Origin of the sequence: Pseudoalteromonas sp. K222D (assembly GCF_017653575.1) — a bacterium.
GTDB classification, from domain to species: Bacteria; Pseudomonadota; Gammaproteobacteria; order Enterobacterales; family Alteromonadaceae; genus Pseudoalteromonas; species Pseudoalteromonas nigrifaciens.
In genome coordinates this window covers 1-23,045 of sequence record NZ_JAGGDL010000021.1, presented here as the reverse complement: position 1 = coordinate 23,045, position 23,045 = coordinate 1, and the positions used below count along the sequence as shown (strand labels likewise).

The window sequence follows — 23,045 nt, the reverse complement described above, 5'->3', positions numbered from 1 at the left end:
TAGTCTCCTTAGTAGCTACCGTGAGGGTTGTTTTCTATTTCTTCTACCGTAACGCGGCGCCACATTTTTACGTAACACCAGGTGGTGTAAGATAAAATAATTGGCACAAAAATAACTACGGCAACAAACATAACGTTAAGCGTCATATGGCTCGACACCGCATCCCAAATAGTTAAACTAATATTTGGGTTATTACTCGATGGCATAATAAAGGGGAACAGTGATACGCCTGCCGTCATAATAATGCCTATTAACATTAAGCTAGTTGAAGCAAGCCCTAATGCGGGCTTATTTAATTTAGAGAACAACAATGCACTGAGTGCCATTGCAAACGCTAAAATAGGGAAGGTCATAGTCCAAGGGCGCTCACTGTAATTAGTTAGCCAAGCCCCTTGCGCAGTTGTAACTACTTTTGCCAGTGGGTCGGCATGGCTTTGTGTATCCGGCATAGATACAATTTGATAACCCGTTAAATTAGCAACCCAAAAACCAGCTGCTGCAAATAGCACAATAAATAGAATAAGTGCATAACGACCATATTGCCCTGAGCGCTCTGCAACTAAGCTAGCAGTACGCAATTGTAGCCACATACCTGCATGAGCTATTAACATAGTAATACTAATTACACCTACTAACAGTGCAAATGGGTTAAGTAGTGCAAAAAACGAACCTTGGTAACTTACTCGTAAAAAATTATCAATGCTAAAAGGCACACCTAAAAAGAGGTTACCAAAGGCCACACCAAATACTAATGCAGGAATGGCACTGCCAGCAAATAGGCCCCAGTCCCAGTTATTACGCCAGCGTTTTGAATCTACTTTACTGCGGTAATCAAACCCAAGTGGTCTAAAAAATAATGCAAACAATACCAGCATCATAGCAAAATAAAAGCCTGAAAAAGCCGCTGCATATACCATAGGCCACGCGGCAAATAGTGCACCACCGGCGGTAATAAACCATACTTGGTTGCCATCCCAATGCGGGCCAATAGTATTAATAACGGTGCGGCGCTCTGAATCAGTTTTACCCACTAGGCGCAGCAGCATAGCAACGCCCATATCCATGCCGTCGGTAATTGCAAAGCCAATTAGCAGTATGCCTATGATCAACCACCACAGCATTTTTAATGTTTCATAATCAAAAATCATGATTGCTCTCCTCTACCTTCAGTGGTGTTATTAGGTAGTTCAAAGTGATACTTACCGGTATGTAGTGAGCTTGGGCCTTGCTTAATAAAGCGTAGCATTAACCAACCTTCAACAATGGCTAAGCCGGTATAAAATACAATAAACCCAGTTAAGCTAATTAAAATATCGTTTACCGTTAGCGTAGAAGTTGCTAAAAAGGTTGGTAATATTTCAGAAATAGCCCAAGGCTGGCGACCATATTCGGCCACAATCCAACCAAATTCAATGGCTATCCACGGCAGTGGAATACTTAAAACAGTAGCCCATAACAGCCAACGTTTTTGCTCAATAACTCGCTGCGCGTTATAGTAAAAAGCAAGAATAAACACACCCAACATTAATACGCCACAGCCAACCATAATACGAAAAGACCAAAACATTGGGCCCACTTTAGGAAAAGAGTCTTTAACTGCTTTTTGAATTTGCTCTTCTGTGGCATCTACTACATCAGATGTATAACGCTTCAGTAATAGGCCGTAGCCTAAATCGTCTTTTAGGGTGTTAAATTTAGCGACGTTTTCAGGCGTGTCATCACCAGCGCGCAGTTTTACTAGGTATTCGTACGCAATCATACCGTTACGAATTCGCACTTCGTGTTGTTTTTCTAGATCGTTAATACCGGTCACTTGCTCATCGAGCGAGCGAGTTGCAATAAGCCCTAATGCATACGGGATTTTTACAGCGCCGTGAGTTACCTGCTTTTCTGAATCTGGGAAACCTATAAGTGTAAACGCTGCTGGAGCTTCTTCGGTATGCCATTCTGCTTCAATGGTGGCCAGTTTTACTTTTTGCACTTCGCCTACTTCATAACCCGATTCATCGCCGAGCAAAATAACACAAAAAATAGAGGCTAAACCAAAGCCAGAGGCGACTGAAAACGAGCGTTTAGCAAAGGCTAAGTCGCGTCCTTTTAAAATATAATAACCACTAATACCGAGCACAAACATAGATGCAGCAACATAACCTGCAGATACGGTATGAATAAATTTAACCTGTGCTACAGGGTTAAATACCAGCTCTGCAAAGCTGGTCATTTCCATGCGCATGGTTTGGTAATTAAACTCGGCACCTACTGGGTTTTGCATCCAGCCGTTGGCAATTAAAATCCATAACGCCGACATGTTAGTACCAATTGCCATTAAAAAGGTAGCACCTAAGTGCTGGCGTTTAGAGAGCCGGTCCCAACCTAAAAAGAACATCCCCACAAAAGTTGATTCTAAAAAGAATGCCATTAACCCTTCAATTGCTAATGGAGCCCCAAAAACATCACCTACGTAATGGGAGTAATAAGACCAGTTGGTACCAAACTCAAACTCCATGGTAAGACCCGTAGCCACACCAATTGCAAAGTTAATACCAAACAATTTCCCCCAAAACTTAGTCATATCGCGATAAATTTCACGACCGGTCATAACGTAAACCGATTCCATAATAACTAAGATCCAAGTCATACCTATAGTTAAAGGTACAAATAAGAAGTGAAAGAGGGCGGTAACAGCGAACTGCAATCGCGATAGATCCACAAAGGTTTCATCTATCATGTTTAGCTCCTAAATATGTGATGTAGTTACAGCACAAAGCAATAATTTGACGGGTGCGTTGGTTTTATAAGGTTTCAGTAATTACTGAAAGTTTCGTTAGTATTTACTTTTGACCATTTGAAGTCAATATTTATATTAGTAAAACTCAATATAAGCGGTTAGTGCTTAATCAGTATCAAAAGCATACAGTACCTGGGCTATTTTTAGCAAATTTAAGCACTTAGTTTTAAGCATTTAATCCAATACGAAAACGCGGTAAACTAGGTTCAATTAACGCCCAGAGTCTGTTAACCCATAAAGGCAAACAGGCCCTAGTTTACGTGTGAAAAAATCAAATGAATAAAGATCAAAAACAACTACGAATTGGTATTGTGGCAGGTGAACTGTCGGGCGATATTTTAGGTGAAGGCTTAATTAAAGCACTTAAAAAGCATTTTCCCGATGCGATTTTTGAAGGTATAGCGGGCCCTAAAATGCAGGCGCAAGGCTGTAACACGCTTTACGACATGGATGAATTGTCGGTAATGGGGTTGGTTGAAGTATTAGGGCGCCTACCACGCTTACTTAAAATACGTAAACAACTGGTGCAACATTTTATTGATAACCCACCTGATGTATTTATTGGCATAGATGCGCCCGATTTTAACTTGCGCGTAGAAAAGCCACTTAAAGACGCCGGAATAAAAACAGTACAATACGTAAGCCCCTCGGTTTGGGCATGGCGAGAAAAACGCATTCATACCATAAGTGCTGCTACTAACTTAGTGCTTGCATTATTACCGTTTGAAAAAGAATTTTACGACAAGCACCAAGTACCTTGTACATTTGTAGGGCACACATTAGCAGACGATATAGCGCTTGAGCACGACGATAGCAAAGCCCGCAAAGAGCTAGGTTTAAGCCCAGATGATAAAGTACTTGCCCTGCTACCTGGTAGTCGCGGCTCAGAAGTAGGCTTATTAAGCGAAACCTATATTAAAACAGCCGTGCAGTTACAAGCGCAAAACCCAGCACTTAAAATTGTGGTGCCATTGGTTAACGCCAAACGCAAAGCGCAGTTTACTGAAATTTTAAATGCTACTGCGCCAACGCTTAAAATTAGTTTGCTGGATGGACAATCAAAACAAGCTATGCAAGCAGCCGATGCTATTTTATTAGCGTCGGGTACTGCCACGCTTGAGGGCATGCTGTATAAAAAGCCCATGGTAGTGGGTTATAAAATTAAACCACTGAGCTATTGGATTTTTAAAACCTTATTTACCTTTAATATAAAGTATTTTTCATTGCCGAATTTATTGGCCGATGAAGAACTCGTACCCGAGTTTTTGCAAAGTGAGTGCAATGTAGCTAATTTAACGCAAGCACTTACGCCTATGCTAAATACCGATAACCAAGCATTAAAAGCACGCTTTTTAGCGATCCACAAAAAAATTAGGTTAAATGCCAGCGAACAAGCAGCCAATGCTGTAGCGGAGTTAATAAATGCAAATTGAACGACCCAATGTAGCCCTTATTGCCGGTGTTGACGAAGTAGGGCGTGGCCCCCTTGTTGGCGACGTAGTTACTGCTGCCGTTATTTTAGATCCCTCAAAGCCTATTGCAGGTTTAGCAGATTCAAAAAAATTAACGGATAAAAAACGCCAAGCGCTTGCCATTGAAATTCAAGAAAAAGCATTGTGTTACGCGTATGGTCGTTGCAGCCCAACAGAGATTGATGAACTAAATATTCTGCACGCCACTATGCTTGCCATGACTCGCGCAGTAGAGGGGCTAAGCACGCAACCTGAATTTGTATTTATAGATGGCAACCGCCTACCTAAGTTAACCATGCCAGCGCAAGCAATAGTAAAAGGCGACAGCTTAGTAGCCGAAATTTCAGCCGCTTCTATTTTAGCTAAAGTAGCGCGCGACAACGAAATGGTAGAGCTAGATAAACGCCACCCAGAATATGGTTTTGCAGGGCATAAAGGCTATCCAACCAAAGCGCATTTTGCAGCACTTGAGCAATATGGCGCAATAAAGGAGCATCGTAAAAGCTTTAAACCAGTGCAACGTGTATTAGCGCAAGCCAAAGGTGAGGCGTAAACATGGCAGCTCCAGATTTTGTTCACTTAAGAGTTCACTCTGATTTTTCGATGGTTGATGGCCTTGCCAAAACCAAGCCAATTGTAGCCAAAGCACAAGAGCTACAAATGCCGGCAATTGCTATTACCGACCAAATGAACTTATGTGGCTTAGTGCGCTTTTACGAAACAGCCCACAGCACAGGTATAAAACCTATAGTGGGTGCTGACTTTTGGCTACGCAGCCCTGAGTTTGAAAACGAGCCAAGCCGCATTACTATTTTAGCAAAAGACAATCAAGGTTATAAAAACCTCACTTTATTAATATCTAAAGCATATCAGCGCGGGCATGTATTTCATCGCCCGGTGATTGATCGTGATTGGCTAATAGAACTTAAAGCCGGGTTAATAATACTCTCTGGTGCAAAAGACGGCGATTTAGGTAAAGCGTTATTAAAAAATAACCCGAGTGTTATTGAATCGGTTGTTAGCTTTTATAAACAGCATTTTAGTGATAACTACTACCTTGAGCTGGTTCGAACTAATCGACCGCTTGAAGAAGATTACTTACATATGGCGGTAGAGCTTGCTGCTAAAGAGCAATTACCCGTTGTGGCCACTAACGAAGTGGTGTTTTTAAAACCAGAAAACTTTGAAGCACACGAAATTCGCGTGGCTATTTTTGATGGTTATACACTGGATGATAAACGCCGCCCTAAACGATTTTCAGAAGAGCAATACTTAAAAACGCCAGAGCAAATGGCTGAGTTATTTAGCGACATTCCAGAGGCATTACAAAACACCGTAGAAATAGCCAAACGCTGTAATGTAACGGTGCAGCTTGGCACTTACTTTTTGCCAGATTATCCGACCGGCTCACTTAAAATTGAAGACTTTTTAGTTAAGGTGTCACAAGACGGTCTTGAAGAGCGATTGCAGTTTTTATTTCCTGATGAGCAAGAGCGTAAAGAAAAACGCGTTGAATACGATGAGCGTCTAGATATAGAGCTTGGTGTAATTAACGAAATGGGATTCCCAGGTTATTTCTTAATCGTAATGGAATTTATTCAGTGGAGCAAAGATAACAATATTCCAGTTGGCCCTGGGCGTGGGTCAGGTGCAGGATCACTGGTAGCCTACGCGCTTAAAATTACCGACCTTGATCCATTGGAATTTGACTTGCTGTTTGAGCGGTTTTTGAACCCAGAACGTATTTCAATGCCCGACTTCGACGTCGATTTTTGTATGGATAGGCGCGATGAGGTGATTGATCATGTATCGGCCTTGTATGGGCGTAACGCGGTATCGCAAATTATTACCTTTGGAACCATGGCGGCAAAAGCGGTAATACGCGATGTTGGCCGAGTGCTAGGTCACCCGTACGGTTTTGTTGATCGTATTTCAAAAATGATCCCAGGCGATCCTGGGATGACACTTGCCAAGGCATTTGATATAGAGCCACGCTTGCAAGAAGCCTACGATGGCGACAATGAAGTAAAAGATTTAATCGACATGTGTCGTATTCTCGAAGGGTGTACACGTAACGCCGGTAAACATGCGGGTGGGGTAGTAATATCGCCCACCACAATTACCGACTTTGCTGCTCTTTATTGCGATGACGAAGGTAAGTTTCCGGTTACTCAGTTTGATAAAAACGATGTAGAAACTGCCGGTTTAGTTAAGTTTGACTTTTTAGGCTTACGAACGCTGACTATATTGCAGTGGGCGCTCGACATGACCAACGAGCGCTTAGCGCGCACCGGTAAAGAACCAGTAGATATTAATACTATTCCGTTGGATGATAAAAAGAGTATTGAGTTACTACTGCGCGCCGAAACGACTGCGGTGTTTCAGCTAGAATCACGGGGCATGAAAGACTTAGTAAGGCGCTTAAAGCCCGACAGCTTTGAAGATATGATTGCTTTAGTAGCCTTGTTTCGACCCGGTCCGCTGCAATCGGGCATGGTAGATAACTTTATCGACCGAAAATTAGGCCGCGAAGAAATCTCATACCCCGATGCGCAGTATCAGCACGAAAGCTTAAAACCTATTTTAGAGCCAACCTACGGCATTATTTTGTATCAAGAACAAGTAATGCAAATAGCCCAAGTATTAGCAGGCTATACACTAGGCGGCGCCGATATGCTGCGCCGTGCTATGGGTAAGAAAAAGCCCGAAGAAATGGCAAAACAACGTTCAACATTTGAAGATGGTGCGCGAAATAACGGCATTGACGGCGAACTAGCAATTAAGATCTTCGATCTGGTAGAAAAGTTCGCAGGTTATGGTTTTAATAAATCGCACTCCGCTGCGTATGCATTAGTGTCGTATCAAACACTGTGGATGAAAACCCATCATCCAGCAGAGTTTATGGCTGCGGTAATGTCGGCCGATATGGATAATACCGACAAAATAGTTATTTTGGTGGATGAATGTGAAAACATGAAACTCACCTTGCTCCCGCCTGATGTGAATGCAGGCGAGTTCAAATTTACTGTAAACCTGCAAGGCGAAATTGTTTACGGTATTGGTGCTATTAAAGGAGTAGGTGAAGCACCTGTAGAGGCTATTTTAGAAGCACGCGCTAAGGGCGGACCATTTAAAGATTTATTTGATTTTTGTGCCCGTGTTGATTTAAAACGGTTAAATAAACGTGTAACCGAAAAACTTATTTATTCAGGGGCACTTGATCAGCTAGGCCCTGAAAAAACTCAATCAGGGCGCGCCACGTTATTGGCAAGCTTAAAAAGTGCCATGCGCGCCGCCGATCAGCACAATAAAGCAGAGTTATTAGGACAAAGTGATTTATTTGGCTTATTAGCCACTGAACCCGATGAAGTAGAGCAAGCCTTTATTAAAGCCACAGGACTCACCGATAACGAATGGCTCGATGGCGAAAAAGAAACCCTTGGTCTTTATTTAACTGGTCATCCAATAAATCAATATCGCCGCGAGCTAAAATATTATACCAGTGGTAAATTGGTCGATTTACAGCCTACTAATCGCGATGTAGTATCTACAGCTGCAGGGCTTGTAATTTCGGCCAGAGTGCTTATTAATAAAAAAGGAAATAGGTGGGCATTAATAACTTTAGATGACAAGAGCGCCCGGATTGATGTACGCTTATATTCAGATGAGTTTGAAAAATACCAAGATATGCTCCAAGTTAATAATATTTTGGTGATATCTGGACAGGTCAGCTTTGATAACTTCTCTGGTGGTATTACAATGACCGCCAGAGAAATAAACACCATTGCTCAAGCGCGTGAAAAACGTATTAAAGCGATTAAAATGACGCTGAACATGGTGCAAGTCGAGGCAGGTTTCTTCGATAAATTACAAAAAGTACTCGAACCATATAAAATGGGAACGTGTCCGATCAAGGTTTATTACCAACGCCCAGATGCATTGGCGCAATTAACCCTAGGGATCGAATGGTGTGTTACGCCAAGTGACGACTTAATTCATAAGTTATCGCTAATGGCAGCGCAAGATGTAGAACTAGAATTTAACTAATTAGGTAGTTTAGAGCATGAGCCTCAATTATCTTGATTTTGAGCTTCCGATTGCAGAATTAGAAGTGAAAATTGAAGAATTACAAAATGTAAGCCGCGCTGGCGAATTAGACCTTGAATTAGAAGAGGAAGTCAGCAAGCTAAAAGAGAAAAGCGACCGATTAAAAGAGAAAATATTCTCTGAACTTGGCGCTTGGCAAGTATCACAGCTGGCACGTCATCCGTTGCGTCCTTATACTCGAGATTATATCGAGCGTATTTTTACGGAGTTTGACGAGTTTGCAGGTGATCGTACTTTTGCTAATGATCCGGCAATTTTAGGTGGTATAGCGCGTTTAGATGGCGAACCAGTAATGGTTATTGGCCAACAAAAAGGCCGTGGTACCGCTGAAAAAATTAAACGTAACTTTGGTATGCCAAAGCCTGAAGGATACCGTAAAGCATTGCGCTTGATGGAAATGGCTGAGCGTTTTAAAATGCCAATTATGACCTTTATCGACACCCCTGGAGCTTATCCTGGTGTGGGTGCTGAAGAGCGTGGCCAGTCAGAAGCTATCGCCCGTAACCTTAAAGTAATGGCCTCTTTAAAAGTGCCAACTATTTGTACGGTTATTGGTGAAGGTGGATCGGGTGGTGCGTTAGCAATTGGTGTTGGCGATCGTGTTAACATGTTGCAATACAGTACTTACTCAGTAATTTCTCCTGAAGGGTGTGCGTCTATTTTATGGAAAAGCGCCGATAAAGCCCCACTTGCAGCTGAAGCTATGGGTGTAACTGCTAAGCGAGTTAAAGAGTTAGATCTAATTAACAACTTAGTAGATGAGCCATTAGGTGGAGCGCACCGTAATTATGATGCTATGGCACGTAATTTAAAAGTGCGATTAAAGCGTGACTTAGCCGACCTACAAGCACTTTCGCTTGAAGAGATGCTTGATCAGCGCTACAAACGCTTAATGTCGTTTGGTTATTGCTCTTAAATTCTTTTAATAATTAGCAATAAATATTTAAAAAAGCCGCTTATGCGGTTTTTTTGTTTTAAAATGGCTAAAATCAAGTACCTAAAACTTAGTATTTTAAAATTATTGGCTAAATTATCTGGAGCTCAGGTTAAATTAATGCACACATCGCTTATTTATCAACAAGTAAAACAATCATTGGGTCAATATATTGAGCAAGGTCATAGGGTGTTTACTGTGGCACTTTCTGGTGGCGTTGATTCTGTGGTGTTACTGCATTTAATGCATGCTTTACGAGTGCAGGATCCTGCACTGCAAGTTTCTGCTATTTATATACACCATGGTTTGAGCCAGTATGCCGACGACTGGCAGGTTTTTTGTCAAACCCTGTGCAATGAGCTAAATGTGCCATTTCAAACGGCTAAAGTAAATATAGAGCAGCAGTCACGCACGAGCCTAGAGGCGCAAGCGCGCGATGCTCGTTACCAAGCATTAGATGAGCTAAGCCCACATGGCAGCATTATTTTACTTGGGCAACATTTAAACGACCAAATAGAAACCTTTTTACTGCGCTTAAAACGTGGCTCGGGTTTAAAAGGTTTAGGTGCAATGCAGCGCGAGCGCACTTTAACCAGCGGCCGATTATGTTTCAGGCCGCTGTTAGCGGTAAAACGCAGTGATATAGAAGCCTTTGCGGCGCAATATGCACTTAACCATGTTACCGATGATTCTAATACTGATGAGCGCTTTGAGCGTAACTTTATGCGCCAGCAAGTTGTGCCAATATTAGCAGCGCGCTTTAAAGGTTTTGAACAATGTACCGCTCGCAGTATTAGTTTACTGCAGCAGCAACACGCTTTACTCAACGAATATACTCACATTGATTTAACGCAATGCGTTAATTCTCAGCAGGCGTTAAATATAAGTGCTATTGCCAAATTTACTCCGATTAGAACAGCCAATGTAGTACGTGCATGGCTAGAGCTATTTACTCATGTATTACCATCGCAAAAGCAGCTGGAGCAAATAATTAATCAGGCTATTGCAGCTAAAACCGATGCACAAATGCTTATTGAGCTTAGTGATGGACAAATACGCCGCCATCAAGGGCATTTATATTTTGTTGTACCAAGTACGCAAATATTAAACAACACACTAATTACTCGCAGTGAGCTAAAGCTTGCCGATGGTCGCTTACTAAAAAAACACAGTGGCGTAGGAGTCAGAGCGCCAACTGCAGATGAGCAAGTAAGCGTGCGTTTTAATTGTAATAGTGCGCGCATCAAACCTTTAAAAAAACCAGGAAGTAATACGCTCAAGCATTGGTTTAAAGATGCAAAAGTGGCTCCTTGGCTGCGTGCTAATGTGCCGTTAATTTTTTATAATGATGACCTAGTACAAGTGGTAGGCTATTTTATAAGTGCTAACCATAGTGATGAAAACGGTATTTATTGGGAGTGTAAATAATGAGTAAGGAGCCGCATGTAGGCTTATCGTTAGTAAATAAAGCACCACAAGGTATGCTAATTACAGCGGTTATTGCTGTGCTTGCTAATTATTTTTTAACGCTTGATATAGTGACATTAGGCTGCGCTATAGCGGGTGGAATAGTGTGCGCTAGTATTTTACTGGCTTATTGGTTAGGTAAAGGTGGGCTGTTTTTTATTTTAGGAGTGAGTGTACCGCTGTTGTTAGTGTTATTTACGCCACTTGCTAGCATTGCTGCATTACTTAATTTACTCAGTGGTTTCTTTTTTGGTTTTTGCATTGCGTTGGTTATGTATAAGTTTTTATCGGCAAAGTGGTTGCCTAAGTAGGTAGACTTATTAAAACTACTTAGGCAGCAATAAAAAAGCCTAGCGGGGGAAGCTAGGCTTTTTTATTTACAACAATATTAATTGCTGTACTTAATATGCTTTGGCGCAATTTCGTCCCGCTGCTTTGGCTTTATATAAACCTTTATCAGCTCGCGAAAAAACATCGTTTTCGGTGTCTTGGCTACTCGCTAAAGTAAAGCCAATACTGGTAGTAACTAAGTACTGCGCCATTATCTTTGAGTTTTTAACGCGTTGCATAATGCGCTCAGCTATTACTTTATTAGTAGTAAACTCAGGATCTTCAATTAGTATTGCAAATTCATCGCCACCAAATCTAAATACAGAGTCAGTGCCTCGAATAGAGCCATTAAGTACTAAGGCAAACTCTTTAAGTACATCGTCACCCACTTTATGACCAAAGTTATCGTTTACTTGTTTAAAACTGTCTAAATCAAGCAACATTAAACTAAATGGGCGCTGGTAACGGCGGCAGTTTTCAAGCTTTTGCAGTAAGGTGTCATTAAATTGACTTCTATTGCTTAGTCCCGTTAATGCATCTTTTGTGGCAAGTTTTAATACCCGGTTATACATTATCGCATTACGTAAAGGGTAGAGCAGCGCACTATGAAAATATTGTAGTTTTTGTTCTATGGCAACACTCAGCGGATATTTACTAAAGTATATTAGTTGCCCTAAATTATCATTTTCGACAATTAAATCAAAAGTATAAGAAAGCGTATCAATATCGCAATCAGGTGTTTGCACTGTACCTAGCGCAGACTTGAACTGTATACCTGAAAAATTTAGCAGTTGTTTTGCAAATTTTGCATAAATAGCTAATATATCTTCGAGTATTAAACTGGTTTGTAATTTTGCAGCTAGCTCTTGCGTTGCTGCCGGTTCATTTTTACGATAATGCTCAGCCGAAAACGGCAAAAACTCTCCGCGTCCAGCAATACGTTGTGTCAATATATGCACATTTTCCATTGATTTATTTCCCCCGAGTATATGATCTTATAATACCAAGCGAATTTTATGCCACATTTAAAAACTGGCCGATAAATTGGTGATTGCTATAGTTAAGCATGGCTGTTTTTATAAGTAACGAGGTAATATTTGCAAAATATTAATACTCAAATTTTTACTTTATTGGTCGCTGCTGTCTTATTTGTATGGATTTTTAAGCGCGTAGGGCTACCTCCTATATTGGCTTATTTAGCAACAGGGGTTTTAGCGGGTAGTCACAGTGTTGGCTGGATGACGCAAACTCACGAAATGGATTTAGTAGCTGAACTAGGTATAGTATTTTTATTATTTAGTTTGGGGCTCGAGTTTTCTATTTCACGCCTAATGGCAATGCGCAATATAGTATTTGGCTTAGGATCATTGCAGGTTGTAGTAACCAGTACAGTGCTTATTGTGATTTTATATTGCTTAAACTTTAGTTTGCTCACCAGTTTTACAATTGGCGTTATTATGATGCTGTCCTCAACTGCTGTGGTTGTAAAGCTATTAAAAGAAAACGGAGAGTTAAATAAACGCCGTGGGCAGCTCGCCATTGGAGTGCTTTTATTGCAAGACATTGCGGTTGTGCCTTTACTGATTATTTTACCTTTATTAGCCGCTACCGGATCGCAAAGTATTAGCTGGGCGTTAGCAGTAGCACTCACGAAAGGGGCGTTTGTTTGTTTACTACTTTGGGCTATAGGTAAATGGATTTTGCCTAAAGTATTTAATGAAATTGCGTTAGTACGTACCGACGAGCTATTTATGCTTACCACTTTGCTGGTGGCTTTATTTGCTGCCTTACTCACCTACTCATTTGGTTTATCTATGGCACTGGGCGCTTTTTTAGCAGGCATGATGCTAGGAGAAAGCCATTATCGGCATCAGCTTGAGGCAGATATAAGGCCATTTAGAGATATTTTAATGGGGTTGTTTTTTGTCACTGTCGGCATGCAGCTCAATGTAATGTATGTGCTTAATAATAGCTTACTTATTATTGGCGCATTAGTTGGGTTATTAGTATTAAAAATAGCGGTAATGGCAATAAGTGCTCAGCTAATGGGCGAGCGAAAACAAGACGCGCTAGCATGTGCATTTATGCTATGGCAAATGGGGGAGTTTGGTTTTGTACTTATAGCGCTAGGCGCTCAGCATCAGTTACTAACTAATCAGCAAGTATCGTTTTTAATTGCTTTAGGGGTGCTTTCTATGGCGCTTACGCCCTTTTTAATTGATAAAACACCTTTTATTTTAAAGCGTATTGGCGTGCTAGATCGTGCAAGCCAAGCGTGGGAAAGTGAACCTAAAAGCAGCACACTGTATAGTGATCATGTCATTATTTGTGGCTTTTCACGGGTGGGGCAAACGGTTGCACGTTTTTTAAAACCAGAAGCCATTGATTATATAGCAATAGAAAGTAATCCAATTTTAGTTCAAGAAGGTAAAGCGGCTGGTGAGCCTATATTATTTGGCCATGTTAAACAAAAAGATATTTTAAAATGTGCGGGAGTAGAACGAGCACGTTTAGTCATTATTACCTTTACTGAGTTTGAGCAAACGCAAATAGTAATAGATGCAATCAAGCAAGTTGCCCCAGAGGTAAAAATACTAATAAGAACCAAAGACGACAGTCAGCTGGAGCGTTTAAAAGAACTGGGGGTTACCGAAGTTGTGCCAGAAACCCTTGAAGCTAGCTTAATGTTGGTTTCGCATGTTTTGTCTATGTCGGGGGTACCAATGAGCCGTATTATTCGCCGTGTTAGCATCGAAAGGCATAACCGTTATCAATTATTGCAACGCTTTTTTACCGGTGAGTACCTTGATGTAGACGAAGGCGCGCATGAACGCCTTGAATACTTGCATGTAATAGCGCTACCCGATAAAGCTTTTGCGGTTAATAAAAGTATTGCGGCGCTTAATTTAGCAAAACGAAAAGTGTCTATAAAAGCACTGCGCCGACAGAATAATGAAATAGAGAACCCATCAGATCACACTATATTACTAGCCAACGATATTTTAATACTGCAAGGTAAACCAAGGCGCGTAGAGCGAGTAGAGCATTATTTATTTGATGGTATTGAGTAAGTTACTTAGATGATGCAGGGCGAGCATGCATCAGCGCCCTAATCTAGCTCTAAGAACTTACGTATTTCAGGCAGCTTTTTCATGCCATCCTCATAACCAATTTGTATTAAATGTTGAGTATAACGTTTTTCAAATAATAAATAGCTGGTTAAACTCGATTGCGAATGTTTTTTAACCCCTATGATCCTAAGCAACACTTTAATTGCCCATGGCATATCGTCGTAGTACTGCTCGGCAATAGCATTAAAGTTTTGTGATGGGTTGATCACGCAAGTTTCTATGCGCTTAAGTTCTTGGTGTTTATCGCGAGCTGGCAGCAAGCCTAAGGTGCGGTTAATTCGCTCTAGCCGTTCTAAGTCAGATTGCATAGTGTCGGTAAACACGCTGTCGAGTAAATGCCCTGCAACCGAAGACAGCCCAGGGTAATGAGCTGAGTAACCCACAGGATGTAACTCTTTAGGCTGCTCAACACCAATAATGAATATTTTTTCAGCGCCTAAATGTATTGATGGGCTTAGAGGCGATAACTGATGTATAGAGCCATCACCAAAGTAATGGTTATAAATATTTACACTAGGAAACACCATAGGAATGGCGCTCGAAGCCATTAAATGCTCAACATTAATACGCGTAGCGCGGCCCTCACGTTTAGCGCGTTGCCATGGTAGGCGTGTATTAGATTGATAAAACGCCACCGAATCACCAGTAGTATAACTAGAGGCGGTAATCGAAAGCGCTTCTAAGTAATTGTGATGTAAATTGCGTTCAATGCGATGTAAATCTAATATTTCGTTTAATAATTTACGCAGTGGCCGATTGTTTAATAAACTCGCAGGCGGATGATTTATATGTTCTGACTGAAAACTGGTTAAAATATTACGAGTAATATGACCAAATACACTTAAAAAATCACTTTTATACACCATAGAAGTAGAAAAGTTCTTCCATACAGACTCGAGCTTTCTAACTGCTAAGTGCGCGCAGGAGGCATAGCAAGCTAGCGCCGCAGAGTTTATAGCCCCAGCAGATGTACCATTTATTACTCTAAATGGCAGAGGCGCTGTTCTAGGCATGCTATGAGCTAATGCTTTAAGTACGCCTACTTGATAAGCAGCGCGTGCGCCACCTCCTGTTAATAGAAGGGCAACTTTGGGTTTGTTAGGATCAACTTGCTTGATTTTCATATAAGGGACTAAACTGTTCTACGTCTTTACTTTATTTATTTACTTTAAGTCTTTAAGCTAGAAGAATCAAAGGATACCTTAGCTGCTTTTAATATTATTTACTGTAAGCTATGAATTAAACTCATTTAGAATACTCTAAGTGATATTGCATTTTAATTTTAATGGAGTTCGTATGTCAGATAAACCATCAGCGTCAGATGTTCAAAAACGTCCACCTAATAACAATCTACTTTTTGCCATTATTATTTTAGTGGTACTCGTATGCGCCGCTGCATTTGTATTGCTTAAGCCAAGCAACGAAGCAGAAGTGCTTACTGAGGTTGAGCCAGCACCAGTAGAGCAGCCTATGATGGAGTTAAAGCCAGAGAATGATCCTGTTTTAGATGTTCCATCAGTATTGCCAGATAAACCGCAAGATTATGAAATGCCAGCGCAGCGTGATGCCGAGCCAGCAGCCGTGCAATTACCACCACTTGATGAAAGTGATGCAGTCGTTGTGGCAAAAATGGATGAATACTTAAGTGATTCGGTAATGGAGCTAATGATTACCGATGATGTTATTCGCCGTGGTGTCGTGTTTGTTGATAATTTAGCAAAGGGCAAAGTTGCTACAAAACATACACCAGTAATAAAGCCAGAAGAAAAATTTAGTGTCACAGAAGGTGATATTTTAACTATCGATCCTAATAGTTATGAACGTTACACCCCGTATGTAAAAATATTTACTAGTATGAGCGCCGCCCAAGCCGTGCGTTTATTTGAAGAATATAAACCGCTTATTAATAATGCCTATACAGAAATTGGTTACGGCGATAATGAGTTTACGCAAACGCTTGAAGATGCAATCGACTTATTACTCGATACACCAGAGCCAGAAGGTAACTTACCATTACTGCGCGATTCAGTAACCTACCAATATGCATTTGCAGAGTGGGAGCAATTACCCGCTGCACAAAAACAGCTTTTACGTATGGGCCCAGAGAACATGAAAAAAGTAAAAGCGGCACTGCGTAATATTAAAGCGCAGTTAGAGAGCAAATAGTAAACATAAAACAGTTTAAAAGGCCGCGATTGTATATGAAGTATGCAATCGCACTTTCTTTTTCGATTATCCCTTGAATAACGTAGCAAAAGTAGAGATAATCCTTCCCGCGCCAACCAAGGCCCTCAATGGTAGTCTTATTGGTCCTCTCGCAACACTAGCAGGCGAACCTGGTCAGGCCCGGAAGGGAGCAGCCACAGTTTGTGACGTGTGTGCCGAGATGTGGCTGGTAAGACTGCCACCCAAACTATTTTAATTTATGTTGTTTGAAGTATAAGTTGACATATTTGTACTAAAAGATGGCATAAATTGGAAGTATAAGGTGGCATAGTCTAGTATTTAACCAAATGGTTAGATGGTTGACTCACATGTACAGAAGAAAACTCAAACACTCCCGTGTTAAAAACCTCCATAAATTTGCTAGTCAAAAAAATAAATCTACCTGTTTAGTTGAATCCTCTTTAGAGTTTGATGCTTGTTTCCATTTTGAATTTTCACCATCAATAGCCGCATTTGAAGCACAACCACTCGGTTACGAATATCAGTTTGATAACCGTATTTGTCGTTACACGCCTGACTTTTTACTTATCCACACAGACGGCACGCAAAAATTTATCGAAGTAAAACCACAAAGCAAAATTGCCGATGAAGACTTTCGTGCACGTTTTATTGAAAAGCAAGCCATCGCTAAGCAAGATGGACGCGATTTAATACTGGTTACTGATAAGCAAATCCGTGTATACCCAACACTCAATAACTTAAAGCTTTTGCATCGCTACTCTGGTTTTCAGTCTTTAACAGAGCTGCAAGCATCGGTGCTAGAACTTGTTAAGCAATACGGCTCTATTAAAGTGGGCCAGTTAGTTAACTTTTTAAAAGTAACTGCCGGTGAGCTACTTGCTACGGTGTTACGCTTATTATCATTAGGGCAGTTATTTGCCGATTTAACTACAAATGAGATATCAATAGAAACAGCGATTTGGTCTAACAATGTTTAAAGATGGTTTGTTTGATGATGAATTTAATCAGCCATTACCAAAAGTAGAGGCCAAACTACCTCAAAATTATGCCAAAGATTTACAAGCCCTTCCTGAAAAAATAAAAATAACAACATTCGCTAAGCTTAAATATATTCAATGGCTTGAGGCTAATATTCAAGGCGGTTGGACACAAAAAAATCTTGAGCCTTTATTAAAAGTAATGCCCGAAGTTGAGGGAGAAAAAAAGCCCAGCTGGAGAACCGCCGCACGATGGTATAGCGCTTATACAAATGCAGATAAAAATATCATGGCGCTAATACCAAGCCACCAAAAAAAAGGGAACAGGGAGCGCGAGACCGCCACCGATAAGTTTTTTGAAAAGGCACTTGAGCGTTACTTAGTAAAAGAAAAACCATCGGTGGCTTCGGCTTATAAGTATTATGCAGACTTAGTTGTTATTGAAAACGACAGTGTTTTAGGCAGTGTTTTAAAGCCTCTAACATACAAAGCATTTAAAAATAGAATCGATAATTTACCGCAATACGACGTTATGGTTGCTCGTTATGGTAAGCGCCTTGCTGATATTGCGTTTAATAAAGTAGAAGGGCATACACGGCCAACCCGAGTACTCGAAAAAGTTGAAATTGACCATACACCGCTTGATCTTATTTTATTAGATGATGAGCTACATATCCCGCTTGGTCGGCCAACACTCACCATGTTAGTAGATGTATATAGCCATTGTATTGTTGGCTACTACTTTAGCTTCAGCGAACCCTGTTATGATGCAGTAAGGCGAGCGATGATGAATGCCATGAAACCTAAAAGTGAAGTGGCAAAGCTATACCCTGATACGGTAAATGAGTGGAAGTGTGCAGGTAAAATTGAAACGCTCGTTACTGATAATGGAAGAGAGTTTTGGGGTAACAATCTTGAGCTTGCTGTTTGTGAAATTGGAGTTAACATTCAATATAACCCAACGAAGAAGCCTTGGCTTAAACCTTTTGTAGAACGTATGTTTGGCACTATTAACACTGAGTTACTAGATCCGATCCCAGGCAAAACCTTTTCTAACATTTTACAAAAGCATGAATACAATCCCAAAAAAGATGCAATCATGCGTTTTACAACCTTTATGCAGTTATTTCATAAATGGGTAGTAGACGTTTACCATCAAGATGCCGACAGCCGCTTTAAGTACATACCTAGCCAACTATGGGAGCAAGGCTTTAGTACGTTACCACCAACAATGCTAAGTGATGCTGATCTTCAGCAACTAGATGTTGTACTCAGTATTTCAAACCATAGGGTGCTTCGTAAAGGTGGGATACGGCTAGAAAACCTAAGCTACGACAGTACTGAACTGGCGAACTATAGAAAGCAGTTTAGCCATAAAGTATCTCAAGAAGTTTTAATTAAATTAAACCCCGATGATATTTCTTATATATACGTTTACCTCGATAAGCTAGAGCATTACATAAAAGTGCCATGCATAGATCCAAACGGTTATACCCAAAATTTAAGTTTGAATCAGCATAAAATAAATATACGCATTCATCGTGATTTTATTTCTGGCTCTATCGATAATGTAGGCTTAGCTAAAGCGCGCATGTTTATTCATAATAAAATTCAAAATGAGTTTGAAGAGTTAAAAAATGCGCCAAGAAGCTCAAAAGTAAAAGGTGGTAAAGCGTTAGCTAAACATCAAAATGTAAATAGTGACTCACAAAAATCAATAGCTCAGAGCGAGCCAGTAGAACCCAAAAAGGTTACACCTAAAGAGCAGCCAGCTGATAGTTGGGATGACTTTATCTCAGATCTAGATGGATTTTAATTATGCTGACCGATAAACAAAAAGAAAAGCTTAATGAATTTCGCGATGTATTTATCGAATACCCAATAATAACTACTGTATTTAACGACTTCGATAGATTAAGACTTGGTAAAGGGCTAACAGGTGAAAAGCCTTGTATGCTTTTAAATGGCGATACAGGCACAGGTAAAACAGCACTAATAAAACAGTATAAAGAACGCCATTTACCGCAATTTATTAATGGTATTATGAATCACCCTGTATTAGTCAGCCGCATACCTAGCAATCCGACATTAGAGTCTACTTTAGCTGAACTACTCAAAGACTTAGGGCAAGTAGGTAGTACAGAGCGGAAACTGCGAGTAAACGGTACTCGGTTAACGACATCATTAATAAAATGCCTAAAAACGTGTGGCACAGAGCTTATAATTATTGATGAGTTTCAAGAGCTAATTGAGCACAACCAAGGTAAAAAGCGCCGCGAGATTGCCAACCGATTAAAATATATTAACGACGAAGCGGGTGTATCAATTGTATTGGTAGGTATGCCGTGGGCAGAAAAAATAGCAGACGAGCCTCAGTGGTCATCGCGTTTATTAGTAAGGCGGCAGCTGCCTTATTTTAAGTTGTCAGAAAACCCAAAGCATTTTGTGCAGTTAATAATTGGCTTAGCCAACCGAATGCCATTTACCGAAAAGCCAAACTTAAGTGATCAAGCTACAGTATTTGCTTTGTTCTCACTTTCAAAAGGCTGCTTTAGAACACTCAAATACTTTTTAGATGATGCCGTACTTTATGCATTAATGGATAATGCAAAAACTCTCACGACCAAACACTTGATTAAAGCATTTGAAGTACTGTTTCCTGATGTATCAAACCTATTTACCTTGCCGGTTTCAGAAATCACAGCAAGCGAAGTCGAGCGCTATTCACTATACAAACCTGAAAGCGCCCAAGATGAAGATCCGTTTATAGCGACTAAGTTTACTGACCGGATGCCGATTAGTCAGTTGTTGAGGAAATAGGTCTAACTGGCATAATAGTTTTATACTTGATTAATAGCTTGAAAAGATTAATTTTAAATGTCGCATTGGTGTTAATAGTGGGAATTTATCATGTATGATGAACTGGAGTGAATCTAAGCGAATTCTACTGAAATCATATTGTTGGGATCACTTGCTCGAGTCAGCCTTCGCTGATTATCGACAATATTTGCTGATTAGGTGTTAAAGAGTTTATAGATTTAATGCTTCAGCAATGGACTGCAAAATAGGAAGATAAATTTTTATGTCGATACCTGAATATCTATATACCATACCAAATGGCATTGAGCCCCCCGTACAAAGTCAATTACAGGAACTACCATTTAATTCGTTAACGTGGGAAAACTTTGAACGTCTTATTTTAAGGTTTGTAGAGCAAGTTAAAAGTGTTGAACATTGCCATCTATATGGTAAAGCAGGCCAAAAACAAGAAGGGATAGATTTATTTGCAAGAGTTCACTCTGAAGTTGAGTATTCTGTATACCAGTGTAAACGGTATAAAACGTATACTGTTGCAAACTTAAAAGCTGCTATAAGTACTTTTATAGCAGGTGAATGGATTAATAAAACTAATCATTTTTATATTTGCACTTCCACTGACTTAAGTGAAAAAAAAATCAGTGATGAGATTGAAATTCAAAGAGCAAAACTAAAAGAGCTTGGAATTGAACTTCACATCTTAGATAAAATTAAGTTGTCTAATGAATTAAAAGAAATGCCAAAAGTCGTCTACGATTTTTTTGGCAAAGAATGGACTAGACTATTTTGTGGAGAATACTTTTTAGAAAATTTAAAAAGTAGATTAGAACCCCATCAAATAAGTGAATATCGTGCAAAGCTTGGTCGGTTTTACTGTACGTTATTTGAAAGCCATGAAAGCAGCTTAAGAAATCTTTCTGGAGAAAACACAACCCCGAAATTTGTAGAGCGTTATATTCCGCCTAACATTAACTTAAATTTTACTTTTGAAAATTTTGAAGACTCATATTCAGCTAAGAGTAATCTAAGTTCATCACCCTATGATTTTATAGATGATATCGATACAGATTTGGAAAGCTTAAATGAAAATAGCTTAATGAGTACGGATAATGTAACTAGTATTCAAAATGTAATGCCTGCTTTAGATTGGTTAGGAACTGAGAGTAATTCATTGGTTGTTGGGGGACCTGGTTCTGGTAAAAGTGCATTACTAAAATATATAGTTTTGGGTCTTCTTGAACAAGTTGAAATTAAAAATCATAATTTTATAAAAAGTAAAAATTTATTAATACCAGTATGGTTGCCTTTTGGGTATTGGTCTAATTACTTGGTTAATAACCCGGATTCGAGTCTTACAAGGTGTCTCGAATCCTGGTTTTCTAGTATGGATAGAAATGATTTGTGGCCTCTTATAAAAACAGCAATAAGTGATAATCGTCTCTTCTTGGTTGTCGATGGTATTGATGAGTGGAAAAGTGAGCAGTCTGCTCTTATTTGTATCAATAAGTTATCGGTTTTTTTAACTGAAAAAAATGCATCATCAATTATTTCAAGCAGACCGTCTGGTGTAGAGAAGCTTAGCCCAGAAGGACTTAATTGGTCAGCAGCATATTTAGAGGGATTATCAGATAAACAACAAGAAGAGTTATTAAATAACTGTATAAAGTATAGGTTAACACATCAATTAGGTATTAAAGATCCATCTTTCGAATTTGAATTAAAGAAGCAGTCACATGAGTTGTCTAGTGAGATTTTAGCGAGCCAAGATCTATCAGAATTAGCAACAATACCTCTTTTGCTTTATATGCTTATTCATTTGAAATCTAAAAGCATTTCATTGCCTCATTCGAGGTTTAGTGTTTACAGAGAATTAATAAACGATTTAATTAAAGTACAACCTAAAAGGCGTAAAACTGCCGCGCAAGTATTAGATGATGTAAACACTTTTAATGAATCAGAGTTAATAAGTATTTTTTCATATTTAGCTTTCATGATGCATGTTAAGTTCCCTCATGGGAGTATCGAGCTTTCAGTCGCTCAAAAATTGATTGGTGAATTCCTCTCAGATGAAAATAAGGAATTTGGATTTAGTAAGAGGGAGGCTAATAGGTATGCAGAATCTTTTATTAACATTGGTGAGTCAGAGATAGGCTTGTTAATTAAGAAGAGCCCAAACGAAATTGGGTATTTTCATCGAGCCCTTCAAGAGTTCTTAACTGCCAATTATCTTTTTACTCAATCTTTCAAAGAAAGAGAAGCTAACTTAAAAAAGTATATCTTTGATAATCAATGGCGTGAGGTTTTCTTGGGTTTTGTGATGTTATTGGATAGACCATCAGAGACTGAGGAGCTTGTTAGCTTTATTGATGGTTTGGACTGTGAGCCATATGAGATAATGCGAAAAGAAACCTTGCTCGCTGAGATAGCATTTGGTGATAATAAATGCCCTGCTGTTGTGGCGAGAAAGATTGCAAATAATCAATATGAAACTATTCAAAGTTGTGAATACGATCAACATAAAAGTGCTTTGATTAATATTTTAATGACGGGCTTTTCTTCAAACAAGTTAAATACAGATATTGCGGCAAAGCTCAGAGAGTGGACTCCTGAAACGATAAGTTGGTATAGAAGTTTATTTGAATCTGTTGATGCAAACTGGGCTGAAGATGAAATAACACTAAACCTACTTCTTAAGGCTATAACTTTAAAGGAAATGAAAGATAAAAGGATAGTTGGAAGAGTTTTATTTAATAAATTTGTAACTATTCAGCCTCATCTGAAATGAATATATCAGGCAGCTGATTTTTGAATAATAACTCAAGGGCTAGGCTTGCA

The 23,045-nt window shown here is 39.7% G+C and carries 16 protein-coding genes and 1 other RNA gene; 13 read left to right on the top strand and 4 right to left on the bottom strand.

Annotated elements, in window-relative coordinates:
• Window positions 1-8 precede the first annotated feature (8 nt).
• Both cydB and J5X91_RS11515 read right to left on the bottom strand, forming a co-directional pair.
• A complete protein-coding gene (gene cydB, locus J5X91_RS11520; protein ID WP_011328677.1) occupies window positions 9-1,148 on the bottom strand; it encodes a cytochrome d ubiquinol oxidase subunit II in 1,140 nt (379 codons plus the stop codon).
• Window positions 1,145-2,728 carry a cytochrome ubiquinol oxidase subunit I gene (locus J5X91_RS11515; RefSeq protein ID WP_011328676.1) on the bottom strand — a complete coding sequence of 528 codons (1,584 nt, stop codon included), beginning with the start codon at window positions 2,726-2,728 and terminating at the stop codon, window positions 1,145-1,147. Before J5X91_RS11515 ends, cydB begins: the two co-directional genes overlap by 4 nt.
• A 335-nt stretch (window positions 2,729-3,063) precedes the next feature.
• Here J5X91_RS11515 and lpxB point away from each other — a divergent pair, with 335 nt between their 5' ends.
• The 6 genes from lpxB (at window position 3,064) to J5X91_RS11485 (ending at window position 11,079) form a co-directional block, all read left to right on the top strand.
• Complete coding sequence (lpxB, locus tag J5X91_RS11510) at window positions 3,064-4,221, top strand: lipid-A-disaccharide synthase (protein ID WP_011328675.1); 1,158 nt, start codon at window positions 3,064-3,066, stop codon at window positions 4,219-4,221.
• A complete protein-coding gene (gene rnhB / locus J5X91_RS11505; RefSeq protein ID WP_011328674.1) occupies window positions 4,211-4,813 on the top strand; it encodes a ribonuclease HII in 603 nt (200 codons plus the stop codon). Before lpxB ends, rnhB begins: the two co-directional genes overlap by 11 nt.
• A 2-nt stretch (window positions 4,814-4,815) precedes the next feature.
• The gene (gene dnaE / locus J5X91_RS11500; RefSeq protein ID WP_011328673.1) at window positions 4,816-8,307 is read left to right on the top strand and encodes a DNA polymerase III subunit alpha; all 3,492 of its coding nucleotides are present in this window, start codon (window positions 4,816-4,818) and stop codon (window positions 8,305-8,307) included.
• Window positions 8,308-8,323: 16 nt separating this feature from the next.
• Entirely contained in the window at window positions 8,324-9,283 is a 960-nt protein-coding gene (gene accA, locus J5X91_RS11495; protein ID WP_011328672.1) for an acetyl-CoA carboxylase carboxyl transferase subunit alpha, read from the top strand.
• Between the two features lie 138 nt (window positions 9,284-9,421).
• Window positions 9,422-10,729, top strand: coding sequence for a tRNA lysidine(34) synthetase TilS (gene tilS / locus J5X91_RS11490; protein WP_208834901.1), 1,308 nt, complete (start codon window positions 9,422-9,424; stop codon window positions 10,727-10,729).
• Window positions 10,729-11,079 carry a hypothetical protein gene (locus J5X91_RS11485; protein ID WP_086995281.1) on the top strand — a complete coding sequence of 117 codons (351 nt, stop codon included), beginning with the start codon at window positions 10,729-10,731 and terminating at the stop codon, window positions 11,077-11,079. Before tilS ends, J5X91_RS11485 begins: the two co-directional genes overlap by 1 nt.
• 90 nt (window positions 11,080-11,169) lie before the next feature.
• Here J5X91_RS11485 and J5X91_RS11480 read toward each other — a convergent pair whose 3' ends face one another.
• On the bottom strand, window positions 11,170-12,066 hold the full coding sequence (locus J5X91_RS11480) for a GGDEF domain-containing protein (protein WP_179807549.1): 897 nt from the start codon (window positions 12,064-12,066) through the stop codon (window positions 11,170-11,172).
• A gap of 129 nt (window positions 12,067-12,195) precedes the next feature.
• On the opposite strand from J5X91_RS11480, the gene J5X91_RS11475 reads away from it, so the two are divergent.
• The gene (locus J5X91_RS11475; RefSeq protein ID WP_208834900.1) at window positions 12,196-14,169 is read left to right on the top strand and encodes a cation:proton antiporter; all 1,974 of its coding nucleotides are present in this window, start codon (window positions 12,196-12,198) and stop codon (window positions 14,167-14,169) included.
• A gap of 38 nt (window positions 14,170-14,207) precedes the next feature.
• Here J5X91_RS11475 and J5X91_RS11470 read toward each other — a convergent pair whose 3' ends face one another.
• Window positions 14,208-15,353 (bottom strand): patatin-like phospholipase family protein, encoded by a 1,146-nt coding sequence (locus J5X91_RS11470; protein ID WP_208834899.1) that lies wholly within the window; start codon window positions 15,351-15,353, stop codon window positions 14,208-14,210.
• 172 nt (window positions 15,354-15,525) lie between these two features.
• On the opposite strand from J5X91_RS11470, the gene J5X91_RS11465 reads away from it, so the two are divergent.
• From J5X91_RS11465 to J5X91_RS11440, 6 genes are all read left to right on the top strand, one after another.
• Complete coding sequence (locus tag J5X91_RS11465; RefSeq protein WP_086999367.1) at window positions 15,526-16,395, top strand: DUF3014 domain-containing protein; 870 nt, start codon at window positions 15,526-15,528, stop codon at window positions 16,393-16,395.
• 138 nt (window positions 16,396-16,533) lie between these two features.
• Window positions 16,534-16,630, top strand: an RNA gene (gene ffs, locus J5X91_RS11460) — signal recognition particle sRNA small type.
• 133 nt (window positions 16,631-16,763) lie between these two features.
• Complete coding sequence (locus tag J5X91_RS11455; protein ID WP_087530673.1) at window positions 16,764-17,393, top strand: TnsA endonuclease N-terminal domain-containing protein; 630 nt, start codon at window positions 16,764-16,766, stop codon at window positions 17,391-17,393.
• Window positions 17,386-19,209, top strand: a complete 1,824-nt coding sequence (locus tag J5X91_RS11450; RefSeq protein ID WP_208834898.1) for a Mu transposase C-terminal domain-containing protein — start codon at window positions 17,386-17,388, stop codon at window positions 19,207-19,209. Before J5X91_RS11455 ends, J5X91_RS11450 begins: the two co-directional genes overlap by 8 nt.
• Before the next feature lie 2 nt (window positions 19,210-19,211).
• On the top strand, window positions 19,212-20,213 hold the full coding sequence (locus tag J5X91_RS11445; RefSeq protein WP_208834897.1) for a TniB family NTP-binding protein: 1,002 nt from the start codon (window positions 19,212-19,214) through the stop codon (window positions 20,211-20,213).
• A gap of 262 nt (window positions 20,214-20,475) precedes the next feature.
• Window positions 20,476-22,995: a hypothetical protein gene (locus J5X91_RS11440; protein WP_208834896.1), complete on the top strand. Its 2,520-nt coding sequence runs from the start codon at window positions 20,476-20,478 to the stop codon at window positions 22,993-22,995.
• Window positions 22,996-23,045 lie beyond the last annotated feature (50 nt).

Excerpts from the sequence above, each read along its gene's own strand:
- cydB (WP_011328677.1), bottom strand. The coding sequence starts at position 1,148 with ATGATTTTTGATTATGAAACATTAAAAATGCTGTGGTGGTTGATCATA.
- J5X91_RS11515 (WP_011328676.1), bottom strand. The coding sequence starts at position 2,728 with ATGATAGATGAAACCTTTGTGGATCTATCGCGATTGCAGTTCGCTGTT.
- lpxB (WP_011328675.1), top strand. The coding sequence starts at position 3,064 with ATGAATAAAGATCAAAAACAACTACGAATTGGTATTGTGGCAGGTGAA.
- rnhB (WP_011328674.1), top strand. The coding sequence starts at position 4,211 with ATGCAAATTGAACGACCCAATGTAGCCCTTATTGCCGGTGTTGACGAA.
- dnaE (WP_011328673.1), top strand. The coding sequence starts at position 4,816 with ATGGCAGCTCCAGATTTTGTTCACTTAAGAGTTCACTCTGATTTTTCG.
- accA (WP_011328672.1), top strand. The coding sequence starts at position 8,324 with ATGAGCCTCAATTATCTTGATTTTGAGCTTCCGATTGCAGAATTAGAA.
- tilS (WP_208834901.1), top strand. The coding sequence starts at position 9,422 with ATGCACACATCGCTTATTTATCAACAAGTAAAACAATCATTGGGTCAA.
- J5X91_RS11485 (WP_086995281.1), top strand. The coding sequence starts at position 10,729 with ATGAGTAAGGAGCCGCATGTAGGCTTATCGTTAGTAAATAAAGCACCA.
- J5X91_RS11480 (WP_179807549.1), bottom strand. The coding sequence starts at position 12,066 with ATGGAAAATGTGCATATATTGACACAACGTATTGCTGGACGCGGAGAG.
- J5X91_RS11470 (WP_208834899.1), bottom strand. The coding sequence starts at position 15,353 with ATGAAAATCAAGCAAGTTGATCCTAACAAACCCAAAGTTGCCCTTCTA.
- J5X91_RS11465 (WP_086999367.1), top strand. The coding sequence starts at position 15,526 with ATGTCAGATAAACCATCAGCGTCAGATGTTCAAAAACGTCCACCTAAT.
- J5X91_RS11455 (WP_087530673.1), top strand. The coding sequence starts at position 16,764 with ATGTACAGAAGAAAACTCAAACACTCCCGTGTTAAAAACCTCCATAAA.
- J5X91_RS11450 (WP_208834898.1), top strand. The coding sequence starts at position 17,386 with ATGTTTAAAGATGGTTTGTTTGATGATGAATTTAATCAGCCATTACCA.
- J5X91_RS11445 (WP_208834897.1), top strand. The coding sequence starts at position 19,212 with ATGCTGACCGATAAACAAAAAGAAAAGCTTAATGAATTTCGCGATGTA.
- J5X91_RS11440 (WP_208834896.1), top strand. The coding sequence starts at position 20,476 with ATGTCGATACCTGAATATCTATATACCATACCAAATGGCATTGAGCCC.